19 protein-coding genes are annotated in these 24,912 nt (G+C 39.2%); 8 read left to right on the plus strand and 11 right to left on the minus strand.

Features of this window, described 5'->3' with window-relative positions; all coding sequences use genetic code 11:
• Nucleotides 1-254 precede the first annotated feature (254 nt).
• On the plus strand, nucleotides 255-2,459 hold the full coding sequence (locus tag HII17_RS00765) for a TonB-dependent hemoglobin/transferrin/lactoferrin family receptor (RefSeq protein ID WP_235938604.1): 2,205 nt from the start codon (nucleotides 255-257) through the stop codon (nucleotides 2,457-2,459).
• A 253-nt stretch (nucleotides 2,460-2,712) separates the two neighbouring features.
• On the opposite strand, the gene HII17_RS00770 is transcribed toward HII17_RS00765, so the two are convergent.
• The gene (locus HII17_RS00770; protein WP_169073424.1) at nucleotides 2,713-4,170 is read right to left on the minus strand and encodes a hypothetical protein; all 1,458 of its coding nucleotides are present in this window, start codon (nucleotides 4,168-4,170) and stop codon (nucleotides 2,713-2,715) included.
• A 234-nt stretch (nucleotides 4,171-4,404) separates the two neighbouring features.
• Here HII17_RS00770 and HII17_RS00775 point away from each other — a divergent pair, with 234 nt between their 5' ends.
• Both HII17_RS00775 and HII17_RS00780 read left to right on the plus strand, forming a co-directional pair.
• Complete coding sequence (locus HII17_RS00775; protein ID WP_169073425.1) at nucleotides 4,405-4,803, plus strand: DoxX family protein; 399 nt, start codon at nucleotides 4,405-4,407, stop codon at nucleotides 4,801-4,803.
• Nucleotides 4,804-4,812: 9 nt separating this feature from the next.
• On the plus strand, nucleotides 4,813-5,655 hold the full coding sequence (locus tag HII17_RS00780; protein ID WP_169073426.1) for a pirin family protein: 843 nt from the start codon (nucleotides 4,813-4,815) through the stop codon (nucleotides 5,653-5,655).
• Nucleotides 5,656-5,782: 127 nt separating this feature from the next.
• Here the strand turns inward: HII17_RS00780 and HII17_RS00785 are convergent, their stop codons facing one another.
• Entirely contained in the window at nucleotides 5,783-7,228 is a 1,446-nt protein-coding gene (locus HII17_RS00785; RefSeq protein ID WP_169073427.1) for a hypothetical protein, read from the minus strand.
• A 95-nt stretch (nucleotides 7,229-7,323) separates the two neighbouring features.
• Complete coding sequence (locus tag HII17_RS00790) at nucleotides 7,324-8,199, minus strand: ATP-grasp domain-containing protein (protein ID WP_169073428.1); 876 nt, start codon at nucleotides 8,197-8,199, stop codon at nucleotides 7,324-7,326.
• 166 nt (nucleotides 8,200-8,365) lie between these two features.
• On the opposite strand from HII17_RS00790, the gene HII17_RS00795 reads away from it, so the two are divergent.
• Complete coding sequence (locus tag HII17_RS00795) at nucleotides 8,366-9,205, plus strand: HDOD domain-containing protein (RefSeq protein ID WP_169073429.1); 840 nt, start codon at nucleotides 8,366-8,368, stop codon at nucleotides 9,203-9,205.
• On the opposite strand, the gene HII17_RS00800 is transcribed toward HII17_RS00795, so the two are convergent.
• From HII17_RS00800 to HII17_RS00830, 7 genes are all read right to left on the minus strand, one after another.
• Complete coding sequence (locus tag HII17_RS00800; protein WP_211185205.1) at nucleotides 9,202-10,473, minus strand: hypothetical protein; 1,272 nt, start codon at nucleotides 10,471-10,473, stop codon at nucleotides 9,202-9,204. The genes HII17_RS00795 and HII17_RS00800 overlap by 4 nt on opposite strands.
• A gap of 58 nt (nucleotides 10,474-10,531) precedes the next feature.
• A complete protein-coding gene (locus HII17_RS00805) occupies nucleotides 10,532-11,674 on the minus strand; it encodes a PQQ-dependent sugar dehydrogenase (RefSeq protein WP_169073431.1) in 1,143 nt (380 codons plus the stop codon).
• A 19-nt stretch (nucleotides 11,675-11,693) separates the two neighbouring features.
• Nucleotides 11,694-14,837: an efflux RND transporter permease subunit gene (locus HII17_RS00810; RefSeq protein WP_169073432.1), complete on the minus strand. Its 3,144-nt coding sequence runs from the start codon at nucleotides 14,835-14,837 to the stop codon at nucleotides 11,694-11,696.
• On the minus strand, nucleotides 14,834-16,105 hold the full coding sequence (locus HII17_RS00815; protein ID WP_169073433.1) for an efflux RND transporter periplasmic adaptor subunit: 1,272 nt from the start codon (nucleotides 16,103-16,105) through the stop codon (nucleotides 14,834-14,836). Before HII17_RS00815 ends, HII17_RS00810 begins: the two co-directional genes overlap by 4 nt.
• 68 nt (nucleotides 16,106-16,173) lie before the next feature.
• Nucleotides 16,174-16,551, minus strand: coding sequence for a YacL family protein (locus tag HII17_RS00820; protein WP_169073434.1), 378 nt, complete (start codon nucleotides 16,549-16,551; stop codon nucleotides 16,174-16,176).
• A 113-nt stretch (nucleotides 16,552-16,664) separates the two neighbouring features.
• Entirely contained in the window at nucleotides 16,665-17,057 is a 393-nt protein-coding gene (locus tag HII17_RS00825; RefSeq protein WP_169073435.1) for a hypothetical protein, read from the minus strand.
• Between the two features lie 51 nt (nucleotides 17,058-17,108).
• Complete coding sequence (locus HII17_RS00830; RefSeq protein ID WP_169073436.1) at nucleotides 17,109-17,993, minus strand: LysR family transcriptional regulator; 885 nt, start codon at nucleotides 17,991-17,993, stop codon at nucleotides 17,109-17,111.
• 116 nt (nucleotides 17,994-18,109) lie between these two features.
• On the opposite strand from HII17_RS00830, the gene HII17_RS00835 reads away from it, so the two are divergent.
• From HII17_RS00835 to HII17_RS00850, 4 genes are all read left to right on the plus strand, one after another.
• A complete protein-coding gene (locus HII17_RS00835; RefSeq protein WP_169073437.1) occupies nucleotides 18,110-19,081 on the plus strand; it encodes an aldo/keto reductase in 972 nt (323 codons plus the stop codon).
• Nucleotides 19,062-19,814 carry an SDR family oxidoreductase gene (locus HII17_RS00840; protein WP_211185206.1) on the plus strand — a complete coding sequence of 251 codons (753 nt, stop codon included), beginning with the start codon at nucleotides 19,062-19,064 and terminating at the stop codon, nucleotides 19,812-19,814. The genes HII17_RS00835 and HII17_RS00840 overlap by 20 nt, the downstream gene beginning before the upstream one ends.
• A 95-nt stretch (nucleotides 19,815-19,909) precedes the next feature.
• The gene (locus HII17_RS00845) at nucleotides 19,910-22,783 is read left to right on the plus strand and encodes a M14 family zinc carboxypeptidase (RefSeq protein ID WP_169073438.1); all 2,874 of its coding nucleotides are present in this window, start codon (nucleotides 19,910-19,912) and stop codon (nucleotides 22,781-22,783) included.
• 112 nt (nucleotides 22,784-22,895) lie between these two features.
• A complete protein-coding gene (locus HII17_RS00850; protein ID WP_328824433.1) occupies nucleotides 22,896-24,410 on the plus strand; it encodes a dipeptidase in 1,515 nt (504 codons plus the stop codon).
• Between the two features lie 91 nt (nucleotides 24,411-24,501).
• On the opposite strand, the gene HII17_RS00855 is transcribed toward HII17_RS00850, so the two are convergent.
• Nucleotides 24,502-24,864: a VOC family protein gene (locus HII17_RS00855; protein ID WP_169073439.1), complete on the minus strand. Its 363-nt coding sequence runs from the start codon at nucleotides 24,862-24,864 to the stop codon at nucleotides 24,502-24,504.
• Between the last annotated feature and the right edge of the window lie 48 nt (nucleotides 24,865-24,912).

The following is a 24,912-nucleotide window of genomic DNA, read 5'->3' on the forward strand; positions in this document are numbered from 1 at the left end:
TGAATTCAAATAATAATTATTCTCATTTGTATTTACATTCTAAAAATAGTGTGTATTCTAAAAAGCGATTAGAAAATGTCAGGACGTTAATTTAGTAATAAGTTAATCGAAACCTGACGATTGAAGCCCGAGAGATACCGAAAAGGCAGTTGTTTAATCATAAGTGTTTTAGCCCATCACTTAGCAAACCATCCCCCTGGTGCGCAGATTAATGCCTTTAGGTATCGTTTTTTAAAAATAGGAAAATAGAAGTTATGTTTAAGCCGAAGATGCTAGCGAGTGCTGTAGCTGCTGCATTATCTTCAATGCTAGTTGCTCCGCTGGCGATTGCAGATGAATTAGATGATTCAACCGTAGGCGCTAGTGCTGATGATTTAGAAGTAATTGTAGTTAGTGGCTCTCGCACTGAGAAAGCATTAAAAGATGTGGCAGGAAGTATTTCAGTTATCAGTCAGGAAGATATCGAAAAACAAGTCGTTAGCGACATGAATCAGTTATTCAAATATGACCCAAGCGTACAAGTAACTGGTCAAACAGGTAAGGCACAAAACATTACGGTTCGCGGCATGGGCGGCGATCGAGTATTAATGATTAAAGACGGCATGCGTATGAACGAAGGATACGGTGCCAATGGCTTAAACGATATTGTTGGTCGTGGCTTCATTGATACAGATACGTTAAAACAAGTGGAAGTAGCTAAAGGAGCAGCGTCCTCACTTTACGGCTCAGATGCTTTAGGCGGCATAATTGTTTTTACAACTAAAGACGCTTCTGATTACCTTTCTGATGATGAGACATTAGCAGGTAACCTTAAATTTGGTTATAGCGATGTTGATAATAAATATAGTGTTGGCGGTACCTTAGCAACCATTACTGGTGATTTTGAGCATTTACTAAATGCAACTGTGCGTGACGGTGAAGAGCAGCAAAACTATGTAGAGAGTGAAGACCCATTCGATGTCGATTCATATTCAATTTTGTACAAAGCAAAATACAACCTTTCTGACACCGATAATTTGACACTAACGGTTGATATTTGGGAGCAGGAAGCTAAAGGTGACAGCGCAGATGGCTTACTAGCCTACTTCCGTGGCTTAGAAGCATTCGGCTACATGGTTGATACCGAAAACTCAAACACTGAGCAAACAACTGATTCATTTAAATTGAGCTATCACGGCGAAAATACTCGCTTTTATGATCAGTTAAACGTCAATGTTTACTCAAATACTAGTGAACAGATCGATAAAGAATATGCATTATTAAACATTAACGCGCCAATGTTTGGTGTTGTTGAAATGCGTGACATGTTTAAAAACTCCAGCTATAAACAAGAAACGGTCGGCTTTTTATCAAATGCGACATTAAAAATTAACGAGACCCATACACTAGGATACGGTTTAGACATTGAAAAAACTGAATCTAAACGTAACGAGTTTAAGTTATACGAAGTTGAAGGCACACCTAAGCCTGGTTATCCGCAAGAAACCGACAAATTTCCTAAGACAGAAACTTTCCGTACTGGCGTATTCGTCAACGATGAAATTAGCTTAATGAACGGCCAGTTAACCGTTACTCCAGGCGTACGATTTGATACTTACGAAATGGATCCTAATGGTGCACTAAAAACTGATGGTACTGAATTCAAAAAATTCGACGAAAACCATACGTCGTTTAACATCGGCGCACTTTACCAAGTCAACGACATGCTTAATATTTTCGCGCAATATGGCCAAGGCTTTAAGGTGCCTGCGTACGATTTAGCTTACATTGAGCATTATAACCAAGCGACGTCTACCTACATTTATGAAATTGTACCGAGTGAAGATTTAGATCCAGAAGAAAGTGATACTTACGAAATTGGTTTACGTGGTCATATAGGTGACTTTGTTGTCAGTGCAGCTATCTATCACAACGAATATGAAAACTTTTTATCAACAGAACTAATCGCTAGTGACCAAGTATTCGATGATCAAGGTAGCTTTTTGTATCAACACGATAAATTCCAATATCAAAACCTTGAGTCGGTAACAATCGATGGCGCAGAACTAGCACTAACGTACTACATCAACAACCAATGGTCTGTATTTGCTAACGCAACGTATCAAGACGGCGAAAATGACGAAACAGGTGATTACATCACGAGTATTTCACCATTATCAGGAATTGCTGGTGTTAGCTTCGACGGCGAGAATTTTTCAACAGAGTTAATTTTGAACTGGGCAGATCGCATGGATAAAGTAAACGAAGGTAATGCAGAAGTTGCCGGTTATGGTTCGTTAGATTGGCTGATTAACTATGATATTACCAATGATGTTCGCGTTAACTTATCTATCACTAACCTAACGGATAAAGAATACGTACGTTATTCAAATGCTGCTGGTCATGCAGCAGATGATTCATTTGAACACTTAGCTGCATCAGGTCGTAGCTTTGCTGCAAGTATTAACGTGGCATTTTAACGATAAGGATTAACTTAAAATTCAAGTTTAGTTTCCAAGCCAGCTCAACCAATTGGCGATGCAGTGTGTGCCCTCATAATCATTGCCTTTTGGTTGAGCTACCCTCATTTAAGGACACTAAATTAAACAGTTTCATCTTCTCTCGATGGAAAAAGGCGCTCAATGACGGTAGAGCACCTTACTTTGACAGCATCTTTTGTGACTTTTGTTTTAGATGCGACCCTACCCTTGCCCACATTTACTGTGGGCTTTTTTATGGTGTCAGAAATACTTTAATATCATCAATTTTTGGCGATTTACCTTCCGAAAATGCCACTAAATAGGAAAAGCCATTACTTTCTAATGTCATTTTCCGTTGGCCGTGCGTAGTAACATACTGCACCGGAATTTCACGTTTTAGCTGCCCTAAATAAAGGCATTGAGTACAATTCTGACGAGTATATTTTGAGTTAGTCGTTTCCAATGTAAACTTGACTAATCCGTCTCTCAGAAAATCGATGATGAGCTCTTCTCCGTATACCCATGTATCTTTAAGTGCTGATTTTTTGATCGTGGCAGTCGGCATGCCTAATTTAGCGATGACATCTGACTTATCAATTACGGATTTATTGTCCAACAAACTTTTATTTAAATCTAAATAAGGAACTATTGGCTGTTCTGCCAGTAATTTATGCCAATTAAAAGGTTGAAAGCCACGTTGATAAACAGAGATACCATTTAGTTGATAGTTGTTTACATTATCGTATAAGTCCCTTTTTCTAATAAAGGTTAAAAGGGTAATGTGAGACTGATTTTGTATAGTAATGGCATTACCACGTAGCTTAGGCGCAATTAATTTTAATTTTTCAACGACTTGCTGAAGAGAGTTTTCCATCGCTAACTCGTTAGCAATAGTAATATCTGCTTCATCAAAGTCATCATGATAACTAACTCGATTGCTAATATGCGGAGGTAAAAACCAAGAAGTATGCTCGTAGCCTACTACTATATCTTGATTAACAAAAAACAAGTGTTTACGGCCATAGAGCAAAGCTTGTTGATGTGTTTTAACCGTTATTATTGCAGATGGAACTCCTAGCTGATTTATTAAAGCCTTTTTACTAATACCTAGCGGCATGCCTAGCACATCACCATTAATATCAATATTTTCGCTTATTAGCCCTTTGCTTTGCGCGTCTTTTTTCTTATCAACCTTATGCATATTAAACGACACAGTTGAAGTAAACACTTTGCCGTGATTGCGTTGGCCATGTTCGTTATATTTTACTGGCTTGTCATTTTTTGCATTTATTTTTACGGTGGCATCATCACACAATTTGATGGCTTGTACCCTCATCGTGTGCTTTTCTGCGTTGACCGCTCGTCCTTTACCGAGTTTTAATCGTTGTTGGGTAGCACGATAATCAATAATAGCAACGGCGTCTGCACCTAGCTTTGCTGCACGCTCTTTTGCTTGCTTAACTGCCAACTCCGGCGTTCCCTTAGCATTTCGAAATGACGTTGTACGCTTAAAGAGCATATTTTCGTTATAATTATGATCTGCTTCAGAAGCGCCACTACGACCGGTCACCGTGCCTAATATTTTATATTCGCATTCTGGGTAATATTTCAATACGACTATGTTTGTGTGGTTGTCGATTTCAGCTTGTTGCTCGGTACTTACACAAGCCTGTAAGGTCAATATCAATAGTACAGTAAGACTTTTATTCATTATATTCCCTTACAAATTAAATAGTTAATAACAAGCTAACTTACATATTTTTTATTAAAAATACCACTTATCCCTGATACCAGCCGATTTATCACTGTTTTTTTGCATTTTACTCACCCTTCCAATTACGCGTCATATGGAAATAGTATTTCAACTTTCACCCCATTTTTTCCTAATCATCAGTCAATTAAACTGAGTACATTAAATTAAACACGTAAGTTTTGGAGAGAAACAATGAATAAATTAACTGAATTCTCAGCACCTTTAGCACGCATTTTCTTAGCATTAATTTTTGTAATGTCAGGGGTAAATAAAATCGCACAGTATGAAGGAACACAAGGTTATATGGATATGATGGGTGTACCGGGTTTCTTATTACCACTGGTCATCATTACAGAGCTTTTTGGTGGGCTCGCAATTATGCTTGGCTACCGAACTAAATTGGCGGCTTTTGCGCTTGCAGGCTTCAGCATATTGTCAGCTATCTTATTCCACGCTGATTTCGCCAATCAGGCAGAAATGATCAGCTTTATGAAAAATATAGCAATTGCAGGTGGCTTTATCGCACTATTTGTTCACGGTGCTGGTAGCTACTCAATTGACAACTACGCTCAAAATACTAAAGCAAGTTAGGAAACCGTTATGGCACGTATAAAAGAGTTAAGACAGATAACCAACGGTATGCCAGCTTCTGATGGCGCCGGAGTTAAGCTAACTAGGTTAATTGGTACACCTGATATAAATATATTAGATCCTTTTTTAATGTTAGATAGCTTTGAGTCGGACCAAGCACAAGATTATATTGCAGGTTTCCCCCCTCACCCGCATCGAGGCTTTGAAACTGTGACTTATATGCTAGCCGGTAAAATGCGCCATAAAGATAGTGCAGGCAATGAGGGTGTTATAGAAAAAAATGGCGTTCAATGGATGACTGCTGGTAAAGGCATCATCCATTCAGAGATGCCAGAGCAAGAGTCAGGCCTAATGCAAGGTTTCCAGCTATGGATAAACCTACCTGCCAGTCACAAAATGTCGGCACCTGCCTATCAGGACTTTCCTGCAACTAAGATCGCGACCGAACAAGGCGCTCAAGGGCAGCTCAATCGTGTTGTTGCTGGTGTGACGGATAACGGTACCAAAGGTGCTGTGCAGAACAATTTCGTTAAGCCAACTTATATGGATATTTCTTTGCCCCAAGGTACTGAGTTTACACAATCGCTTTCCGCGTTGGACAATAGCTTTATTTACGTCATCGATGGTGAGATCAGCATTGGAATGAAGAAACGGACATTAGTGGCTAAACAACTTGGCGTATTAACCCAGGGTGATGCCGTTAGTTTAAACGCCGTAAAAGAAAGCCGAATATTGCTGCTGTCTGCGCAACCACTAAACGAACCGGTAGCCAAAGGCGGTCCGTTTGTAATGAATACTCAGCAAGAAGTCTTGCAAGCTTTCAAAGATTATGAAAATGGCAGGTTCGTTTAAGCAATGATGTAAAAGTAAATATTTTCAAGTGACCTAAAAGAAACGTATATTGCCCCTATTTTTATTCGTAAAAAATGCCAGCCAGCTTTTTAAAACTGCCTGGCATTTCTATTTTATTAAAAGCCTGCTATTGCTTTATAAACACTTCGATATCATCAACTTTTTGTTCGTTGGAAAACTCGACTAAATACGAAAACTGTTTATTTTCCAAAGTATACTGACTTTCAGAACGTCGTGTAATGTACTTACTTGGTAAGTCAATTTTAGCTTGTCCTAAGTAAATACATTTTACACAAGACTGAGCCTTATTTTTACTAACACTTTCAAATCGATATTTGCTCAAATGGCCACGATAAAAGTCAAAAATCAATTCATTGCCATATGCCCACACTTCCTTGATATCCGATTTCAATATTTTTAAATCAGGCGTTCCAAGCGCAGCCGCTACCGTAGCTCTGTCTATCGCATTACCCTTGCCTAAAAAGCTACGTTCCATATCGATATAGCTAACTTTTTTCTTAGTTTGGGCAATAGCTTGCCAATTAAACGGTTTGACGCCTTTACGGTACATAGCAATGCCAGCCAGTTCAAAATCTTTCAGTTGCTTAGCGTAGCGATGCGACTTACCAAATCGCAAGTAAGTCGTTAATTCATTACCTTTAATACTAACAAGGTGTTTTTTAAATTGATCAGCATTTAACGAAAGCGCTGTAAGCACTTTATTCGCGTTATCCCCTAAGCTTACTTGCTGGTTCATTTGCGGTGCTAGTTCTTCGAATTCTTCATTAAAAGATACACGGTTACTTAAATGGGTTGGTAGTATTTTTCTCGCATGTTCAAAACCGATAAGTTCATCACCTTTAAACATAAATAAATATTTGCGACCGTAAAGAAAAACTAAGTTTCCTTGCTTAGTTTTTATCATAGCTGAAGGTGCGCCCAGTACACTGGCTAACTGATTCTTAGTCGTTTCAAAGCCAAAACCCAATACTTGTTCATTAACCACTATATTGTTAGTTAACACTTGGTCAGTTTGTTCATTTTCAATGATATGAAGTTGGTCAAATTCAGCAACAACATTGCTGGTATCCCTGAAGTTTCTTTCACCTTGTCGATTAAATTTAACCAATTTACCTCGAGGATCATTTACTTTATTTGCAGGACAATTATAAAACTTTATCAGCTCAGCACGCATGGTGTGTTTCTCACCGTAGACGTTTTTGCCTTTTGTTAACCGAATAGTTCCCTTATCAACGAAATAATCGATGATTGCCACAGCATCTACATCATTTCTTTTTGCGCGTTGTTGTAACTTACCGTAAGTTAACTTAGGGCTACCAACCGTTTGATTATACTGTTCACTAAACTGGAAATTTTTTTTATCTGCTGGTGAAAGATCCTTATTCACTATACCACTGTGTACTTTAATCGTATCAACGATGGTAAATTCGCAATCAGGATAGAAATTTAACGAGGCAATATTTGTTGTCGCTTTAGGGGCAGTGTTAGAGCTCGTACTGCCGCACCCAGCTAAAAATGCTAGCGCAATAAATGAAGAAAAACGGCACTTCATGGTAGTCCTTTATTATTGTTTTTCTTTTAAAACTAACGAAATTTTAAGAAAATTTCAATTGATAGCTATTTAATTATTGCCGCTATTTCCGTTATTTATATTGCAAGTTTCTGCATTTTCGCTGCAAAAGCTTGTGCAAAACGTTTTGGAGACGCCGCATCCATATTAAAATAAAGTGACGGTTCTATCAGTTCCGCTTCCATTAATGCAAAGCTACTACCGTGTCGAACAAAGTCTACTCTAGCGTAGAGAGGCATGCTATCAATTGCTCTAAGTGCTATTTCTGCCTGACGTATCAATTCAGGCTCTGGTTCAACGGTTTTTAAGCGGCCGCCGTGCTCTTCTTGAACTCGAAAGTCATCTTGTTTAGGCGTTTTTAAAATGGCGTGGCTATATCGACCGTCAAAATAAAATAACGAAAACTCTCCTTCATCAATAACACTTTGCATAAAAGGCTGAACCATAAAGTTTCGTGATTCAAAGGCTTTAGCTAGTTGGGCCGTCATCCCTTTAACATTGTCTTTAGTTAACCAAAAGGTGTTGTCAGCATTTGCACTAATACGAGGTTTCAGGACAATTTGCTGTTGTGAAAAGTGCTCAAAAAATCCTGAAAGTTCATCGACATTGAATGATTCTCGCCACAGCGTTGGCACTATATTCACTGCTTTATCTGCTAGCTCTTTTAAGTATTCTTTGTCGATATTCCATTTGACAATATCTAGTGAATTTTCAAGATGTGCACTAGAGCTCTCGATATCTTCAAGCACTGATAAAAATGCTTCTGCATCATCTTGGTAGTCCCAAGGTGAACGTATTATGACCGCATTAAAGTCATCCCAGTTAACATTCTTGTCGCGCCAAGAAACAAACGACATTTGCCACCCTAAGTCGGCAAGAGGTTGCTCTAATAAGTCGTCATAAGCTTCAAACTCTTCAAGACTATCCATAGATAAAATCGCACAGCGCTTCATATATATTCTCATTATTACGTGTTTAAGCTGAATTCTATAAAATATAAATCACAAGCAACAGCATTAAAGTATACAAAATACAAAATTTTTACATGATTTTTTACGCTTAGGGTTTTACTATTAATCATTAAAGTGTTTTTAATCAATTAAAGGCTAATTTCTCGTAATGTTAGAAGTTGACGAAAAAGTATTGGCAGATATTGGGCGAGGCTTCTCAGTGCCTGCACAGCCTACGCTATTGTTGCAATTACAAGAAATTATTAAAAATGACGATCCTGACCTAGACGAAATCGCCAGTTTAATTTCGCGAGATGTCGGTATTAGCGCTAAGATACTTAAAACCATTAACAGCCCTATGTATGGTTTAGCACGCACAATTACTGACATTCCCAAGTCGGTAAAGTATATAGGCTTAACTGGCATAGTTTCCCTAATCACTAGCAATTTGATCCGTAAGAGTTTTGATCAAAATACTTGTAGCATCGCCTTAGAAGAGTTCTGGGACAATGCCACTAATATTGCAAATACCGCGGTGTTTATTGGTGAAAAATTAAAACGTCGAGTTGCAAAGGACAAATTATTCACCCTCGGGTTATTTCACGATTGCGGTATTCCTGTCATGGCAATGAAATATGGAAATTATCAATCCATCCTTGAACATGCAGAAAAAAACCCTAGCGCTTCTCTAACCTCATTTGAAGAAAGAGCGTATAAAGTGAGTCATGCCACTATAGGTTATTACGTAGCTTCTTCTTGGCGACTACCTACTGACATGTGTCAGTTGATTTTAAGACATCACGAACGTAAATATTTGGATAAATTAGACGGCTCTGAAGAGCAAACCTGTTTTGCGATATTGAAAATGGCGGAAAACATTGTCCACCAACATAAACATTTTACGCCAGCTTCTGACTGGAGCTATATTCAAGATACGGTTTTGACTGTTCTTGATTGTGATGATTATGACTATCAAGACTTACTAGAAGACTTAGACGATATTCTTTAGGCTTTATTACTTTTTTTTACGGTAATAACTTGTTGCTTTACTCTGCGTTTAAGTAATACGTAAGCCATAATAAATACCAGCAATAATCCGCCAGCAAACAACAGCGCAATTAAATAAACTCGGTTAATCTCATTTTGATAGGCAAGCTGCTTTAACGTTTCTTCGGAGTTTAACCGTATGATTTCATTATTCAACTTCGCGACACCAAGCACTTTAGCAGCTTGTTGCTGTTTAATTAGTTTTTGATAGGTCACATCAAAATACCGCTGCTGGGCTTGAGATAAATTTGGCAAGTCTTGCTGATGACTAAACCATTTTATGTATAACTCTAACAGCGTTAACCGGTTTATTTGCTGCCAATCTGGCTGAGAAAAGTACTGCTCAATTGTCGCTTGTACACAGCTCATATTCTTTAGTTCCGCACATGAAATACCTTTAAACACTGCTAGCTTTTCTACGAAAGAAGCCGAGTCTGAACTACCTTGTTGAAAATGAGCTTGGTCTATGTCTAATACTTGCTGGTAGTCTTTTCTTAGAAAAGCCAAATAAGATTGCGCATAGTGGTAAAGATAACGTTCCCATTTTGTACTTTTATCAGAAAGATCTTTCCCAAAGAGGCTAATTTTTTGCTCAGCAAGTTCAACTTCACCTGCATCTAAGTATGCATCAATCAAATTAAACAAAATAATAAAATAGTCATCAGATTGCATCGCCTTGCTTAATGCCAGCGCTTTTTCGCCTTCTTCAGCAGATAATTGATTCTGATCCAACATGTAGTAAACATAAGAAATTTGATTGTGAATGGTCATCTGTAAATAAAGGCTATCAATATCGATAGCTACTTTACTTAATTCATACAAACGTTTTAGTGCATGAGGTGTGTTTTCGTCATATACATCGCAAAAAGAAAAATAATTCAGCTCAGCCCTTATCGCTAATTTTACGCTGTCCGCATTTGCAGCGTGTGCCATTGATAACTTTGCTGCTTCACAACTTTGATCATCTGCCAGATTATTCAAATTAATGCTATGCAAAATATAGGCATAGGTTAACTGCGCCGTTGATAATCCACCCGGCTGAGTCAATACCGGCGATAATGTTTCGACTGATGACTTATGTTGATCTAAGCAGTGTAACCTGACCGCATTTATCAACGCATCCACGGAAGACAGAGGCTGGACAATCGGCTGAGGAAAATTAGCTAAGGTATTTTTACAAATATGAGGGTCTTCAATGTCAATGTTATTGGCATTAACACTCAATGACATTGACATAAACGCTATAAATGCGAAAAGCTTAGAAAAATTGTTCAATTTAATCGTCTTTTTATTTTTTTGGCTCTATTCGTTTAATGCCGCCACCGTCGATGCCGACATACAAGTAACCATCGTTACCCTGCATGATACTTCTTAAGCGACCTATGCCTTCAAAAATTTTATGCTGGTCAACAATTTTATTGTCGGCTACATCAAGCAAGACTAAATAATGAAATTTTAACGAACCAACAAGTAACTTACCTTGCCAATGAGGGTATTTATCACTAGTCACAAATACCATGCCCGATGGCGCAATAGACGGGTCCCAATAATGAATAGGCTGTTCCATTCCAGGTTTTGCCGTTAAGTCCGTAAAGGAAGTGCCACTGTAATTAATACCGTAGCTAATTACTGGCCAACCATAGTTCTTCCCTTTAGCGACAATGTTAACTTCATCACCACCACGTGGACCATGTTCATGTGACCAAATAGCACCCGTTTCAGGGTGCTTTGCCATTCCTTGCGGGTTTCTGTGCCCGTATGAATAAGTAGCAGTCTTTACACCGTCTTGACCAACAAAAGGGTTGTCAGAAGGTATAGCACCATCATCATGCAAACGGTAAATTTTTCCGCCGTCTAATGTTAGATCTTGGGGTTTGCTATCGCGCTCAGCTCTATCGCCAATAGAAAAGTACACATAACCTTGATTATCAAACGCAATTCGACTGCCATAGTGGCGTGTAGAAGTCGTATTATCACTGCCCTTATACAACATTTCTTGATGTGTTAATGTCATATTTTCACGGTCAAACTTAGCTCGCATTAATGCTGTATTACTACCATCACCTTTGCCTTCAACGCTTGAAAAAGTAAAATATAACCATCCATTGTTCATATACTCTGGGTGTAGCACTAAATCCAATAAGCCACCTTGACCATTGGCATGGATATTTGGAAGCCCAGAGACTTTCTTAGCGACAAGCTTACCTTGACTTATCACTCTCAGTTCACCTTTGCGCTCAGTAACTAAGATATCGCCGTTTGGTAACTGAACCATTGCCCAAGGAACTTCAACACCTTTTGCAACGAGATTTGCAACATAATGTTGTTCGCTCTTTGCACTGGCAATATCCTGCTCTTTATAAGCCAAGCTATTATTAATCCAAAGAATTGAAAGTGAAATTACAATCAACTTTATTTTTTTATGCAACATTTCATCTTACTCAACAAAATTAGTTTTGCTCAACAGGCGACTGCCCATCAGCTTTTTTGCCTTGAAATAGGCGGTGTATATCTTCTTTAATCAAATACAGAGCGGGTATTAAGAACAAAGTGATAACTGTCGCGAAAACGATACCAAACCCTAAAGAAATTGCCATCGGAATAATAAATTGAGCTTGCAAACTACCTTCAAAGTAAAGCGGAAAAATACCAAAAAAGGTGGTTAACGAAGTTAACAATATCGCTCTAAAGCGCTGACAACCTGCATCTTTTACGATATCTATCATTTTCTTACCAGTCCCTTTAGCACGGTTGATAAAGTCAACTAATATCAAACTGTCATTAACGACAACACCGGTTAATGCAATAAAACCATAGATAGACATCATATTAATGGTTTTCCCCATAATAAAATGCCCCACTATCGCGCCAATAATACCAAATGGAATTACCGACATAATCACCAATGGCTGCGCGTATGATTTCGTTGGAATAGCTATTAAACCGTAAATCAAAAATAAGGCTCCTAAGCCAGCCATACCAAGCTGTCTCAAGAAGTCCGCCTGTTCTTTACTCGCGCCTTCAACGCCATAACTTACTGACGGAAAATCGGCCAGTATGTCCGGGATATATTGCTCATTCATTTCATTTAGTACACGGCGCGATTCAACTTTTTCACTATCAATATCAGCCGAGACGGTTATTGAACGTTTCTGGTTAACGCGAGTGATGGCAGAGAAGCCATGGCCAATACTAACATCTGCTACTTGGTAAAATGGTACTTGCTCACCCGACTGAGTTCGAATCCACATATCTTCAAGATCAGTCACCGATAAACGATCTTCTTTAGGGTAACGCACCATCACCTTTAGCTCGTCTCGACCACGTTGAATACGTTGTGCTTCTTCTCCGTAGAACGCTTGGCGTACTTGTCTCGCTAAGTCTGTCAATGTTAATCCAAGTACTTCTGCTTCAGGTTTAATACTTAATTTGATTTCCTGTGAGCCTCGGCTAAATGAATTACGTATGTCATAAACACCATCATACTCACCAAGTTTTGTCATAATCTGTTCAGCAGCCGACTCTAGCTCTACATCATTTTTACCTGTTAGTTGAAACTCTAACGCTGCACCACCACCAACATTCGTGCCAGCAAAGAAACGTAGCTCTTTTGTGCCAGGGATTTCACCTATTTTATCTCGCCATAACTTTTCTATTGCATAGGCATCAAGCTGGCGATGTTCTGGTTTTACTAGCTCTAATAAGAAAGTTGCTTGAGTATTACCATTGGTAAATATCATCGAGTGCTTAATAAACGTTTTTCCATCAGTCAGATTTTCATCAGCCATTTCGTGGGCCGCTTGCATGACTTTTTCAATCGCCTTATTACGTTCACTTACAGCGCTGCCATCAATTAACGTCAAATTACCTTGAATAAAGTCACCGGGCACATTCGGAAACACCTCAACTTTAACCAATGAGGCTACGATTAAACTTACCGAGATCGTTAATACCGCGATAAATGTCGCCATCGTGTTATAACGCGCCACTAACGCTTTATGTAAAAATGGGCGATATACGTTCTGAATAAAGTTATCTAAACCATCTTTAAAGCGCATTTGAAAACGCTCAATAAAGTTAGCGTTATCTTCTGTTAATGGCACATATTTCATATGAGCCAAATGAGCTGGCAATATCCACTTCGATTCAATCAGTGAGAATATTAAACAGAAAACAACGACTAACGCGATAGCCCTAAAAAATGCGGCAAAGGTTGCATCTATAAACAGTAAAGGTGCAAATGCAGCCATTGTGGTCAAAACGCCAAAAGTCGCTGGCATAGCAACTTTCATCGTGCCACGAATAATATTGTCGGTAGAGTGACCATATTGCTGCATTTCGGTATAAGCACTTTCACCTATAACGATTGCATCATCAACAACAATCCCCAACACCATAATAAAAGCAAACAGGCTCAACATATTAATTGAGACCGACCATTCCCCCATTACTGGCATTAAAATAAATGCACCGAAGAAGCTGATCGGAATACCGACCATTACCCAAAATGCCACACGTATTCTCAAGAACAAAGTCAGTACTAAAAAGACTAACCCTGCCCCCATTAACATATTGGTGATCATCATATCGAGGCGTTCTTTGAGATAATAAGAAGAATCGCCCCACGCAGTAAGTTTTGCACCTTGTGGTAAAGATTTGTTTTTTGCTTCTACGTACTGGTGTACTTCATCAGCGATGGCTAAGTCATTTTGGTCACCTGTTGATTGCACCATGATGCTCGATGTGTTTTCTCCATTAAAACGTGCAAAATCTTCACGTTCAACAAAGCCGTCAACTATATTAGCGATGTCTGAAAGCACAAGGCGTGTACCATCTTGAGCAGTTCTTAATACTAAGTCACTATACTCTTTACCGGTATAAGCTTGGCCTTCTACCCTTAGCGCAATATCACCACCGTTAGTTTTAATTGTACCGCCTGGCAAATCAATCGATGAACGGCGCACTGCTTGCGTGACTTCGTCGAATGTTAAGCCAAATTTTTGTAACTTTTCTTCAGATATCTCTATACTAATTTCGTAGTCTCGACTTCCTACCACTTCCGCATTATTCACACTTTGTAAGGTCATAATTTCATCGCGAATGTCTTGTGCCATTACTTGGCGAGCGCGACGCTCCATTGGTCCACTGACCGACAACCACATGACCTGGCCTTTGAATTCTTGTTTAGTGACTATTGGCTTTTCTGCTTGTTCTGGGAAAGTCGTTATCGTGTCAATTTGCATTTGCACTTCATCAAGCTTTTCTGACATTGAATAGCCAGACTGCAACTCAATGATCACCCTTCCCATGCCTTCATTGGCTGTAGAAGTTAATCGCTTTATGCCCTCAATGTTTTCAATTGCTTCTTCTACTTTAAGGATGACAGATTGCTCAACTTCTTCCGGTGCTGCACCTAAATGAGGAATGATAATTTGAATACTATTGGGATTGAATTCAGGGAACATTTTTTTATTGAGTCCCTGAAATGAAAAGAAACCTGCTACAAGAATAAAAATCATTAACAGGTTTGCTGCGACGCTATTGCGAGTAAACCAAGCAATAATGCCAGTTAAGTCTTCTTTTTCTTGGCTCATGAATCTTCACCTGCCGTAGCATCTTCGTCCTGATTTACAATTTCATCAGTTTCTTGCTCGATTTCAACTTCACCATTAACTCGCAGTGTCATACCTGCAACAGGTGTTTCTAGATTAGTTAAAATTAAACGCTTATCGTTATCAATCGCTTGTTGCGTGTATACATAGTCGATATCTGAACGAAGAACGTCGACATCTGTGATATGCAGCTTATATTCTTCATCGATCAAATAAAGCGTATTTGCGCCATGTACAGCACCTCTTGGAATAGCGGTAATTCCACTAATTTCTTTACCGCCGATGTTGGCATTAACAAAGGTACCAATACGAATTTCATTTTGATTTCCATCGTCTTCAACCACGTTATATGGGTCTACTAATTGCGCCACGATATAATGAACTCTGCTAGCCGTATCGACTACACCTTCATAACGTGAAATTTTTGATGACCAAGTAAATTTCTGACCTTCTAATTGATAAAACAATTCAACGTTTGATAACTTTTCAATTGTTTGATTAATCTTAGGTAAATTTAAAAAAGCGACATCACGTTGCTTTATCGGTAACCTGACTTCGGCATAATCAACCGCAAAAGTTTCAGCGAGTGATGTACCTATAGTGACATACTGACCAACATCAACATTTTTAGCTTTTAACATTGCATCGTAAGGTGCAACAATGCTGGTACGCGCTAACTTAGTTTGAGCTTCTTTCAAGTCTGCTTGTGCTGCAATAAGATCTGCTTCTGCTTTTTGCAATTGAGGAATTTTCAGCGCCAGAATAGGCGCTTCACTTAACGGCTTCCCTGTTAACAACCACTCATCTTCCGCTTGCTTTGCTCGAGCTTTCGCAGTTACTAATTCTGACTCCATTGCACCAAGTCGCGATTGCGCTTGAAGTACTGCAACCTGGTAGGTAATGTCGTCAATTTGTAAAAGCTCTTCACCTTTTTTAAAAAAGCCACCAACAACGTACTTCTCCGATACGGACATCACCATACCTGATACTTCTGACACTAAATTCGTCGCCGTGCGTGGCATTACCGAACCCTGACTGCTTATCGAAAATTGCACGTCAGTTGGAGAAAGTGATACGACATCCACTAATGGTGCTCTTACTGTAACCGGCTTTTTCGCAGGTTTTGGCGCCAAAGCACCGGCAATGATCAATACGAATATCGCCAAAAAGATAATAGCTATCGGTGTTAATACGTAACGAAGCGGCACCATACGTTTAGTTTTTTGCGTAGGCGAATTAGATTCAGACATGGATATTACCAAGGTTAAAAAACAGAAGTTTCAATATGTTAATTATTAAGACGCGGTATTTCAATCAGTTAATTTTTTGTAAACTTTGCCCAAGATAATAAGATTTGACGAAAGTCATCTAACCCACAAGCACTGATTGCTTGACTGTCTATATTTAGTTGTTCAGAAATAAGCTCTTCAGGCATATCTTCAATGCCATTTAGGTTGGTATTTGGCTGAACAAACACATCATCATGAGTGAAAGTTACCGAGTACTCACTACCAGTCACGGTGATTTCATGCTGATGTTGATTTTCTATTTTTTCAATCGCAACAAGAAGTGCTGACAGCATTTCGGTATTCTGCCCTACCTCTACTTCCAACCATGGACCAATCATTTGTTGCTCTAGCGAAAAAAGCGCTTTCGCCTGTCCTGAGGTAGGATCATTTCTAAATTCATATTCCATAATTTCTTCACTTTTAGCTTTATTGGAAATCTAAAGGGTTGAGCAACTCGCTTACATTTAGTGTAGCAAAATTGAAATATTTCACCTATGCGAAATACACAAAAATGATAAATTTAGTCGAGATAAGTTTGTAACCAAATGGTGGCGTCACTGTTATTATTAAAAAACGCATATTTAAGGTTAATGCTACCGTAGGCTTGTGATATTAACTCTTGAGAAATAGCTTTAGTCGTACAGTCACTTATATTCACAGCTGCTGCCCGCGCACCTCCTTGACGAATAAAAGCAATATGACTGCGTAAATTACTGGGCGACGTAACAGCTTCTCCGTGCAAGTTAAGTAAAACACCATAATTATTAGCATCAAAGTGTTTACGAACAGCAACAATTTTTTTATGTAACTGCGGGAAGAACTCGTCATTCCACGGCCCGACGGCATCTATCACCATGATATTACCTTTAGCGACGATGTGTGAGCTGCCATGAATAGAATAATTAATACTCAATAAGAAATCCTTAACCTTATCTATGTATTGCTAGTTTTAAAGTTTATGCAATCAATCTGGTAATGCAATTTTCTGCTGCACAAACTGTGAAAATGTGACAACTTTTTGCGCAGGGCGAATTAACTGTGGCTGTAATAAATATATCGACTGGCCTCTTAATTCAAAATCAGTAAGTATTGGTATCAATAGCTTATTGTTAATTGCTTTTTCTACATAATAGCTAGGTAAACGAACAATCCCCAAGCCATCAATGCCTTGCTGTTTTAAAACGCTATTGTCATTAGCGGACAGCCAACCTTTTACTGTGATATTGCCTGTGGAAAACTGCCAAATAGTATGATCTAACGACGGCAAGCACTGATACTGAATCAATTCTTCTGGAGTTGTTGGCCTGCCGAACTCTGCTAAGTATGTTGGCGAAGCACAACAAATATGTCGATAGGACATTATTTTTTTAGCAATTAAATTTTTTGGCGGTTGATTGGTCGCTCTAAAAGCCAAATCAAAATCGTCTGCCATTAAGTCGTAATTGGTATAGCTACTGTCAATTTCAAAACTTATTTTAGGATATCGCTGGTTAAATTGTTTGCATAGCTCAATTAATACACCATTGGTAAACTGAATTGGCGCAGTAATACGTAATCGGCCTGTCACTTCGGATTGATCATCGCGCGCATATCGCTCAACAGACAAAAGAGAGCGACGCATAGAGGCTATTTGCCTAACAATATCTCGACCACTTGCTGTTAACCTTACACTGCGAGTAGAACGCACTAACAAAGGCAATGCCAACTCTTGTTCTAATTGCTTAATTTGAGCAGATAAATACCCTTTTGACATCCCCAGTGTTTTAGCTGCCTTCGTAAAGCTTAATTGATTTGCCACTTCACCAAATAAGAACAAACGTTCAATCTTTTTGTGCTCTCGACTATACATTACAATAACCTTAAATTGTTTTATATATCATACAATGTATTTGCAAATTGTTGCTAGGGTAAAGGAAGAGGTCCAACTAAAATGACGTTAATTCGTCAAAATTCTGTAGGTAAACTATGAGCACTTACGCAATACAGCAACATTTTCCTCGTGCCAGTAAACTCGCATATGGCTGCATGGGCTTAGGCGGTAGTTGGGAAAACAATGAACTGGCTTCTACTGACAAATACCAAGCACAATCAATAATTGAAACAGCATTAACAAATGGCATTAACTTTTTTGATCATGCTGATATCTACACCTTAGGCAAAGCAGAGCGAGTTTTTGGCCAAGTGTTAATTGAACAGCCCACTCTTAGAGATCAAATGATTATTCAATCAAAGTGCGGAATTCGCTTTGACGATGAATCAGGGCCAGGTCGTTACGACTTTTCAAGTAAATGGATAGAAGAATCAGTAGATGGCATTTTATCGCGACTAAATATTGAGACTTTAGATATTTTACAGCTTCACCGCCCAGATCCTTTAATGAATATTGAAGAAGTTGCGCCTAGCTTTGAAAAATTACAAGCAAGCGGCAAAGTGAAGCACTTTGGTGCCTCTAATATGAACCATCACCAAATAGCCTATCTACAATCTGCAATTAAAACACCTATTGTAGCCAACCAAATTGAAATAAGTTTAAAGCAATTGGGTTGGCTTGAGCATGGCGTATTGGCAGGAAACCCGAATGGAGAGCACGGGAATTTCACCCCCGGCACTTTGGAATATTGTCAGCTTAACAATATTCAGATTCAGGCATGGGGTAGCTTAGCACAAGGACTATTTTCTGGTCGTGATAACAGCAGCGAAGCTCATCATATTCAAGCAACATCTACTTTAGTTAACAAACTAGCGGAACAATATCAATCTAACCCTGACGCCATCGTACTTGCATGGCTTATGCGTCATCCCGCGAATATCCAGCCAGTTATTGGCACCACTAACATAGAGCGCATCAAGCGCTGTGTTGCCGCACTAGAGGTAAACCTATCACGCGAAGATTGGTACAAACTCTATGTAAGCGCCCGTGGCAACGCTTTACCTTAAAGGTCAAATAGATATTCATATGGAAACAATTGATAGAACGAATCAAATTGCCTTAATCACCGGTGGTGCAACTGGTATAGGTTTAGCTATTAGTGAGCGATTACATAGTTTAGGTATGAAGGTAATCATCGCATCGCGTCGCACCTCACTTATTAACACTCAAGTTGATAAATTAAATCAACAACGAAGTCATAGCGCACTCGCCTTAACCTTGGATGTCACCGACAAAAATTCAATAACAGAGTCAATAAACAGGCTTCCACAGGAGTTCTCTACTATTGATGTACTCATTAACAACGCTGGTGTCGGTGTAACTGACTTGCTAATTGATTGCCCAGAAGACCGATGGAACTTAGTTATTAATACTACATTAAAAGGGCCTTTTTTAGTTTCGCAGGCTGTGCTGCCCCAAATGATAGAAAAAAAATCTGGGTTTATTATTAATATTTCCTCGCAAGCTGCTAAAAACGGTTACCCAAACGCAGGCCCTTATTGCGCCGCTAAGTTTGGTCTAATGGGTTTTGCCAAAGCACTACAAGAAGAAGTTAGGGATTACAACATCCAAGTACATAACCTGATGCCTGCGCTAACTCAGGTACCAGCACCTAAATCTTCAAAAGAAATGACTGAAGGCTGGTTGCAGACTTCCGATTTAGCTGATGCAGCGGAGTATGTACTTACTCGTCCTGCACGCGTATCACTTGAAGATATAGGCTTAATGGGACGAATGTAGTAAGCCACTGGTTACTAAGGCATTTGAATACTTTCGCTTTAACCTAAACCTATCTATAGTTAGTGACGATCGTGAAAATAATAAAAAGGAATGCCATGAGCAACTTACGTCTAATCTTTGTTTTCTTAGCTTTGGTATTAGTAACCCAATTTACTAATGCCACAGTGCTAATGAAGCCGACACCGTTAACAGGGTTAGAATACCCAGATATCTTGTCAGGTGCTTACCAGGAAAATATAACCACGCCAGAAACGTTTTTAGGATTCAAATTAGGAGAACGTACAGCATCACCCGAGCAAATTAATGCTTTAGTAAATTTGTGGGCTAAAGAAAGCGACAAAGTTCAAATTGTCGAATATGCCCGAAGTTACGAAAATCGAGCACTTCACTACTTAATGATAAGTACTCCGAACAACCTATCACGCTTACCTGACATTAAAGCCAATATTGCTCAATTAAGTGAACCTGCGAAGTTATCTGCTAGTAAGATCAAGCAACTTATTGAGGATACTCCGGCCACGGCATGGATGGCTTATAGTATTCATGGCAATGAAAACTCTGGTGCTGATGGCGCTTTAGCATTGATTTATCATTTGATCGCCTCAAAAAATAACGATGTAAATGAACTTTTGGCCAATATGGTTGTGTTGGTTGATCCGATGATGAACCCTGATGGTCGCGCACGATTTACTAAACGATTAGAAGAGTCTAGAGGCACAGCGCCTAACATCGACGACAATTCGCTGCTACATAGTGGCACTTGGCCTTTCGGTCGTACTAATCACTACTATTTCGATCTTAATCGAGACTTTTATTTTGCCGTAAATCCGGAGTCTCGCGGTCGTATAAAAGCTATTAACCAATGGTTTCCGCAGTTAATGATTGATGGTCATGAAATGGGTCCACAAGATACCTATTTATTTGGCCCTCCTCGAGAGCCACTTAACGTACATATTCCAGCAAGCACACGTAAGTGGAGTAAAGTATTTTCACTAGATCACGCCGAAAAATTTGACGAAAACAACTGGCCCTATTACACCGGTGAATGGTTTGAAAACCTCTATCCTGGCTATTCGAACTACGCAGAATATAAAGGCTCTATGCATATATTATATGAGCAAGCGAGTACTGATGAAGACGGCATCAAGCTAGCAAGTGGTAAAATTCGCACCTTTAAAGAAGCCGTAGATCATCAATTTACCAGTTCAATGGCAAACCTAACCACACTGTCAAAGCACAGCAAGGCAATGTATCAAGATTTCGTTCAATTTAGAAAAGGGCACGTTGCGACTAAAGGCCAGTACAGTAACCGTAGCTTTGTCGTCTTACCAACAGGTAATCACTACCGCACACAGCGATTTCTTGATTTGCTAGATATCCAAGGCTTTGAATACCAGCAAACCACTAAAAGCTTTACCGTAAGTAAAGCGAAAAACCAACTAGGTCAAAACCTAACTAAAGTCACAGTTCCTAAAGGTAGTATCGTCATTAACAATCGTCAATATGACGCACCTTTGCTGGCAACACTGTTAGAGTTTGATACTGAAATAAAAGACCAAGTACTGATTGAAGAGCGTCAAAAAACACTACGAAACGGCAGTTCGGTAATGTACGACACTACAGCATGGAACATTACCATGATGTATGGTTTAGAAGCGTTAGAAGTCAATGAAAACATCACCAAAAACTTAACGAATTACCAAGCACCAACACCTCAATTTACCGAGCGAGAAAATACCATTGCTTACTTAGTTGATGGCGCTACAGACAGCTCTGTTGCATTTGCCGCTCGTTTACTAGAGCAAGGCGTAAAGGTACGGGTATTAGATAAAGAAGGTAAATTTAATCAGCAAGGTTTTGCCCGAGGCAGTGTTGTTGTTTATCACTATGACAACACAATGGACAAATCCAAACTAAAAACTTTAGTTAAGCAAACGGCAAACGAGACAAATAGTTCATTAGTTGCCATTAACCAAGGTTTAGGTGACGGCGATTTGCCTGATATTGGTGGTGAAAGCTTTAAACTGCTAACAGCACCTAAAGTTGGATTAATCTCGCAAAATGGTATTAATTTTTACGACCTAGGGTCAATTTGGCACTTGCTTGATACTGAATTAGGCATTAGACATTCCCACCTCAATCAAGAGTTTTTAGCAAATACCGATTTACGCGCCTACAACGTATTGGTATTACCGTCTCGTTTTTATGGCGAATTACCTAAACATGTCGTTAAGCAGATTGGGCAATGGGTGACTAACGGTGGCACGTTAATCGTTAGCGGAAGCTCCGCAAACCAATTATTAGCTACTGAAAAATTTACCCAAGTTAAATTACTCAAAGATAGCTTTAAAGAAAGTGAAGAATACAACCTTGCTTTATTTCAAGAGTGGTTAGCCAAACAGAGTACGATCTCAAACGCTAAGCAAGTAGCAGCTAATAAGGTCAGTAACGATATTTGGTATCCGTGGCAAGATATTAAAGCCCTAAAACCAATGGATGAGAAAGCGTTGAAACAGTGGAACAACTGGAATCAACGCTTTATGCCATCTGGCGCAATCACCGCGACACGAACGGACCAAAAACATTGGCTAACTTATGGTGTACCAGAGCAACTTCCGGTATTGACCAGTAACCTCCCATTGTTAATGAGTAAAGGAGGTAGTGACGCGGTCGTACGATTTGGCCAATACGTTAGCAATAGTAAAGCAGAGGCTAGCCAAATTGGCTGGTCAACAATTCCTGCAGCAAACGACGTATACTTGCGCATGAGCGGCTTATTGTGGCCTGAAGCTGCACAGCGTATTACCAATGCAGCATACCTAACTCGCGAAGCAAAGGGTAAAGGACAAATCATACTATTTGCTGGCGAACCCAACTTTAGAGGAGCCAGCAAAGGTACGGCAAGGTTACTTCTAAATGCAATTGTTTATGGCCCAGGTTTAGGTACCCAACCATTTATTAACCTTTAATTTTTACTCGAAACCCACAACTGTGCAGCTACAAAATATGCAATTTTGTAGCTGTGCGAGTTATAAAAAAGTCGTTATTATGCTGCTATAACTTACCGTTAAAGGAGCTACAGTGTTAATTTTTCGCTTAATTACTTTTTATTTCACCGCTTTATTTATTTCATTTAGCAGTCAGGCAAATACAGCAGTATCACCTTTGGCTAACAATACTGCAGAGTACGCGGTAGAACGTTATTCAAATGACATGATTGATAGCCTTGCCGAGCTAGTCACTTTTAACACTGTTGCAATCGACGGCGTAAAATCAACCGATAACCCTGTACATATTGCTTTTAAAGCGGCATTAAAACGTCAAGCAGAGCAACTAGGATTAGACTATAGCGATCACGGTTATGTCGTCATTATCGGCCTTGGAAATAGCAAAGAGCGCTTAGGAGTAATTACCCATGGAGATATTCAACCTGTAGATAAAAGCAAATGGCAAAAATCTCCATTTGAATTGGATAAAACGTCAGAGCCTGGCAAATTAATTGCTCGCGGCACAGAAGATGATAAAGGACCAATTTCTACAGCGTTGTATGCGATGAAAGCAATTCAAGACAAAGGAATCAAATTAAACAAACGCATTGAGCTTTATGTTTATATGGCCGAAGAGTCCGATTGGGGTCCACTTGAAGAGTTTATTAAGCATAACTCCTTACCTCAAACCAATATCACAATAGATGCAGAGTATCCTGTGGTTACAGCAGAAAAAGGCTGGGGGTTATTAAAGTTTGCGTTTGAAAAGAAAAGTATAAAGGAAAAAACGCCTTATATTAGCAACTTTAAAGGTGGTTTTTTTGCTAGCCAAATACCAGAAGATGCTAAAATGGTAATAAAAAACGCCACGAACGATGTTGTACGAACTTTACGTGCTGTTGCTCAATTGGATACAGAGGTCGACTATAAATTTGACATTAATTCAACCGAATTAACCATTACTGCACGAGGAAAATCCGCACATTCATCTAAGCCTCAAGAAGGCATTAATGCCATTACCCACTTAGCCAAGATAGCTCACGTCGACGGGATTAAATGGCCGAATAATGGCGCGGGTTCATTAGTAAATTTTATTAATGCCAATATAGGTTTAGGCTTGGAAGGAAAATTATTTGGTAATATCGCCTATAGCGATGATTTTATGGGACCTATGACCGTATCACCAACGGTGATTAAACAGCAGGAAAAATCAATTGATGTTCATATCAATATTCGTCGCCCAAGAGGCAAATCCAAAGAGCAATTGCTAAGAGAAGTAAACGCAGCATTTAACCAATGGCAGCAAGAGCATCAAGTAGCGGCTACGCAACTTGAACACTATGTTGGTAACCCATTTATTCAAGACAATGCCCCACAAACCCAAACCTTGTTGGATGTGTTTAGTCACTTCACTGGCATTAAGGATGCGAAACCTATTGCGATAGGCGGTGGTACGAATTCACGATTATTTCCGACGGCGGTAAGCTTTGGCCCTTCAATGCCAGGAAAAGCGTATTCAGGTCATTCTGAACATGAATTTATTACTGTTGAACAGTTTAAGTTGAATTTAAAAATGTATACCGCAGCGTTTATTGAACTGGCTAAATAAAAGTTTTTCTATTGGAGTGCGCTACAAATTATTAGCGCACTTTCCAATACGCTTGTCTATTCTCAATTTACAGAATCAGTTAGTCGAACACTCACCTAAATAATACTTCAATTTTACCGTCTGCCGGATCATAAAAAAATAACTGAATAGTATTGGTACCCGGAACCGTTTGTTCTTTGAAGTCTATTTTTAGTCGCGTTAATCTAGTTTTAAACTGCTGATAATTTTGCATCCGAAAAGCGATATGATCGTGATAATGCAAGCTATTACTAGCACTATGAGCATCACTCTGAGTTAAATGAATAACTGCTTGCGACTGACAATATAGCCAATAGCCATCAAAGTTAAAATTAGGCCTTTGGCCAACTTCAAGTTCAAATAACTCACAATAAAAATCACGTACTTGTGCGAGTAATTCTTTTGGGGCACTGATATTAAAGTGATCGAAAATCATTGACTAAAACACCTAAAAATAAAAAGGCCAACTGGTAACAGTTAGCCT

This window comes from Thalassotalea algicola, from assembly GCF_012932965.1.
Classification (GTDB): domain Bacteria; phylum Pseudomonadota; class Gammaproteobacteria; order Enterobacterales; family Alteromonadaceae; genus Thalassotalea_F; species Thalassotalea_F algicola.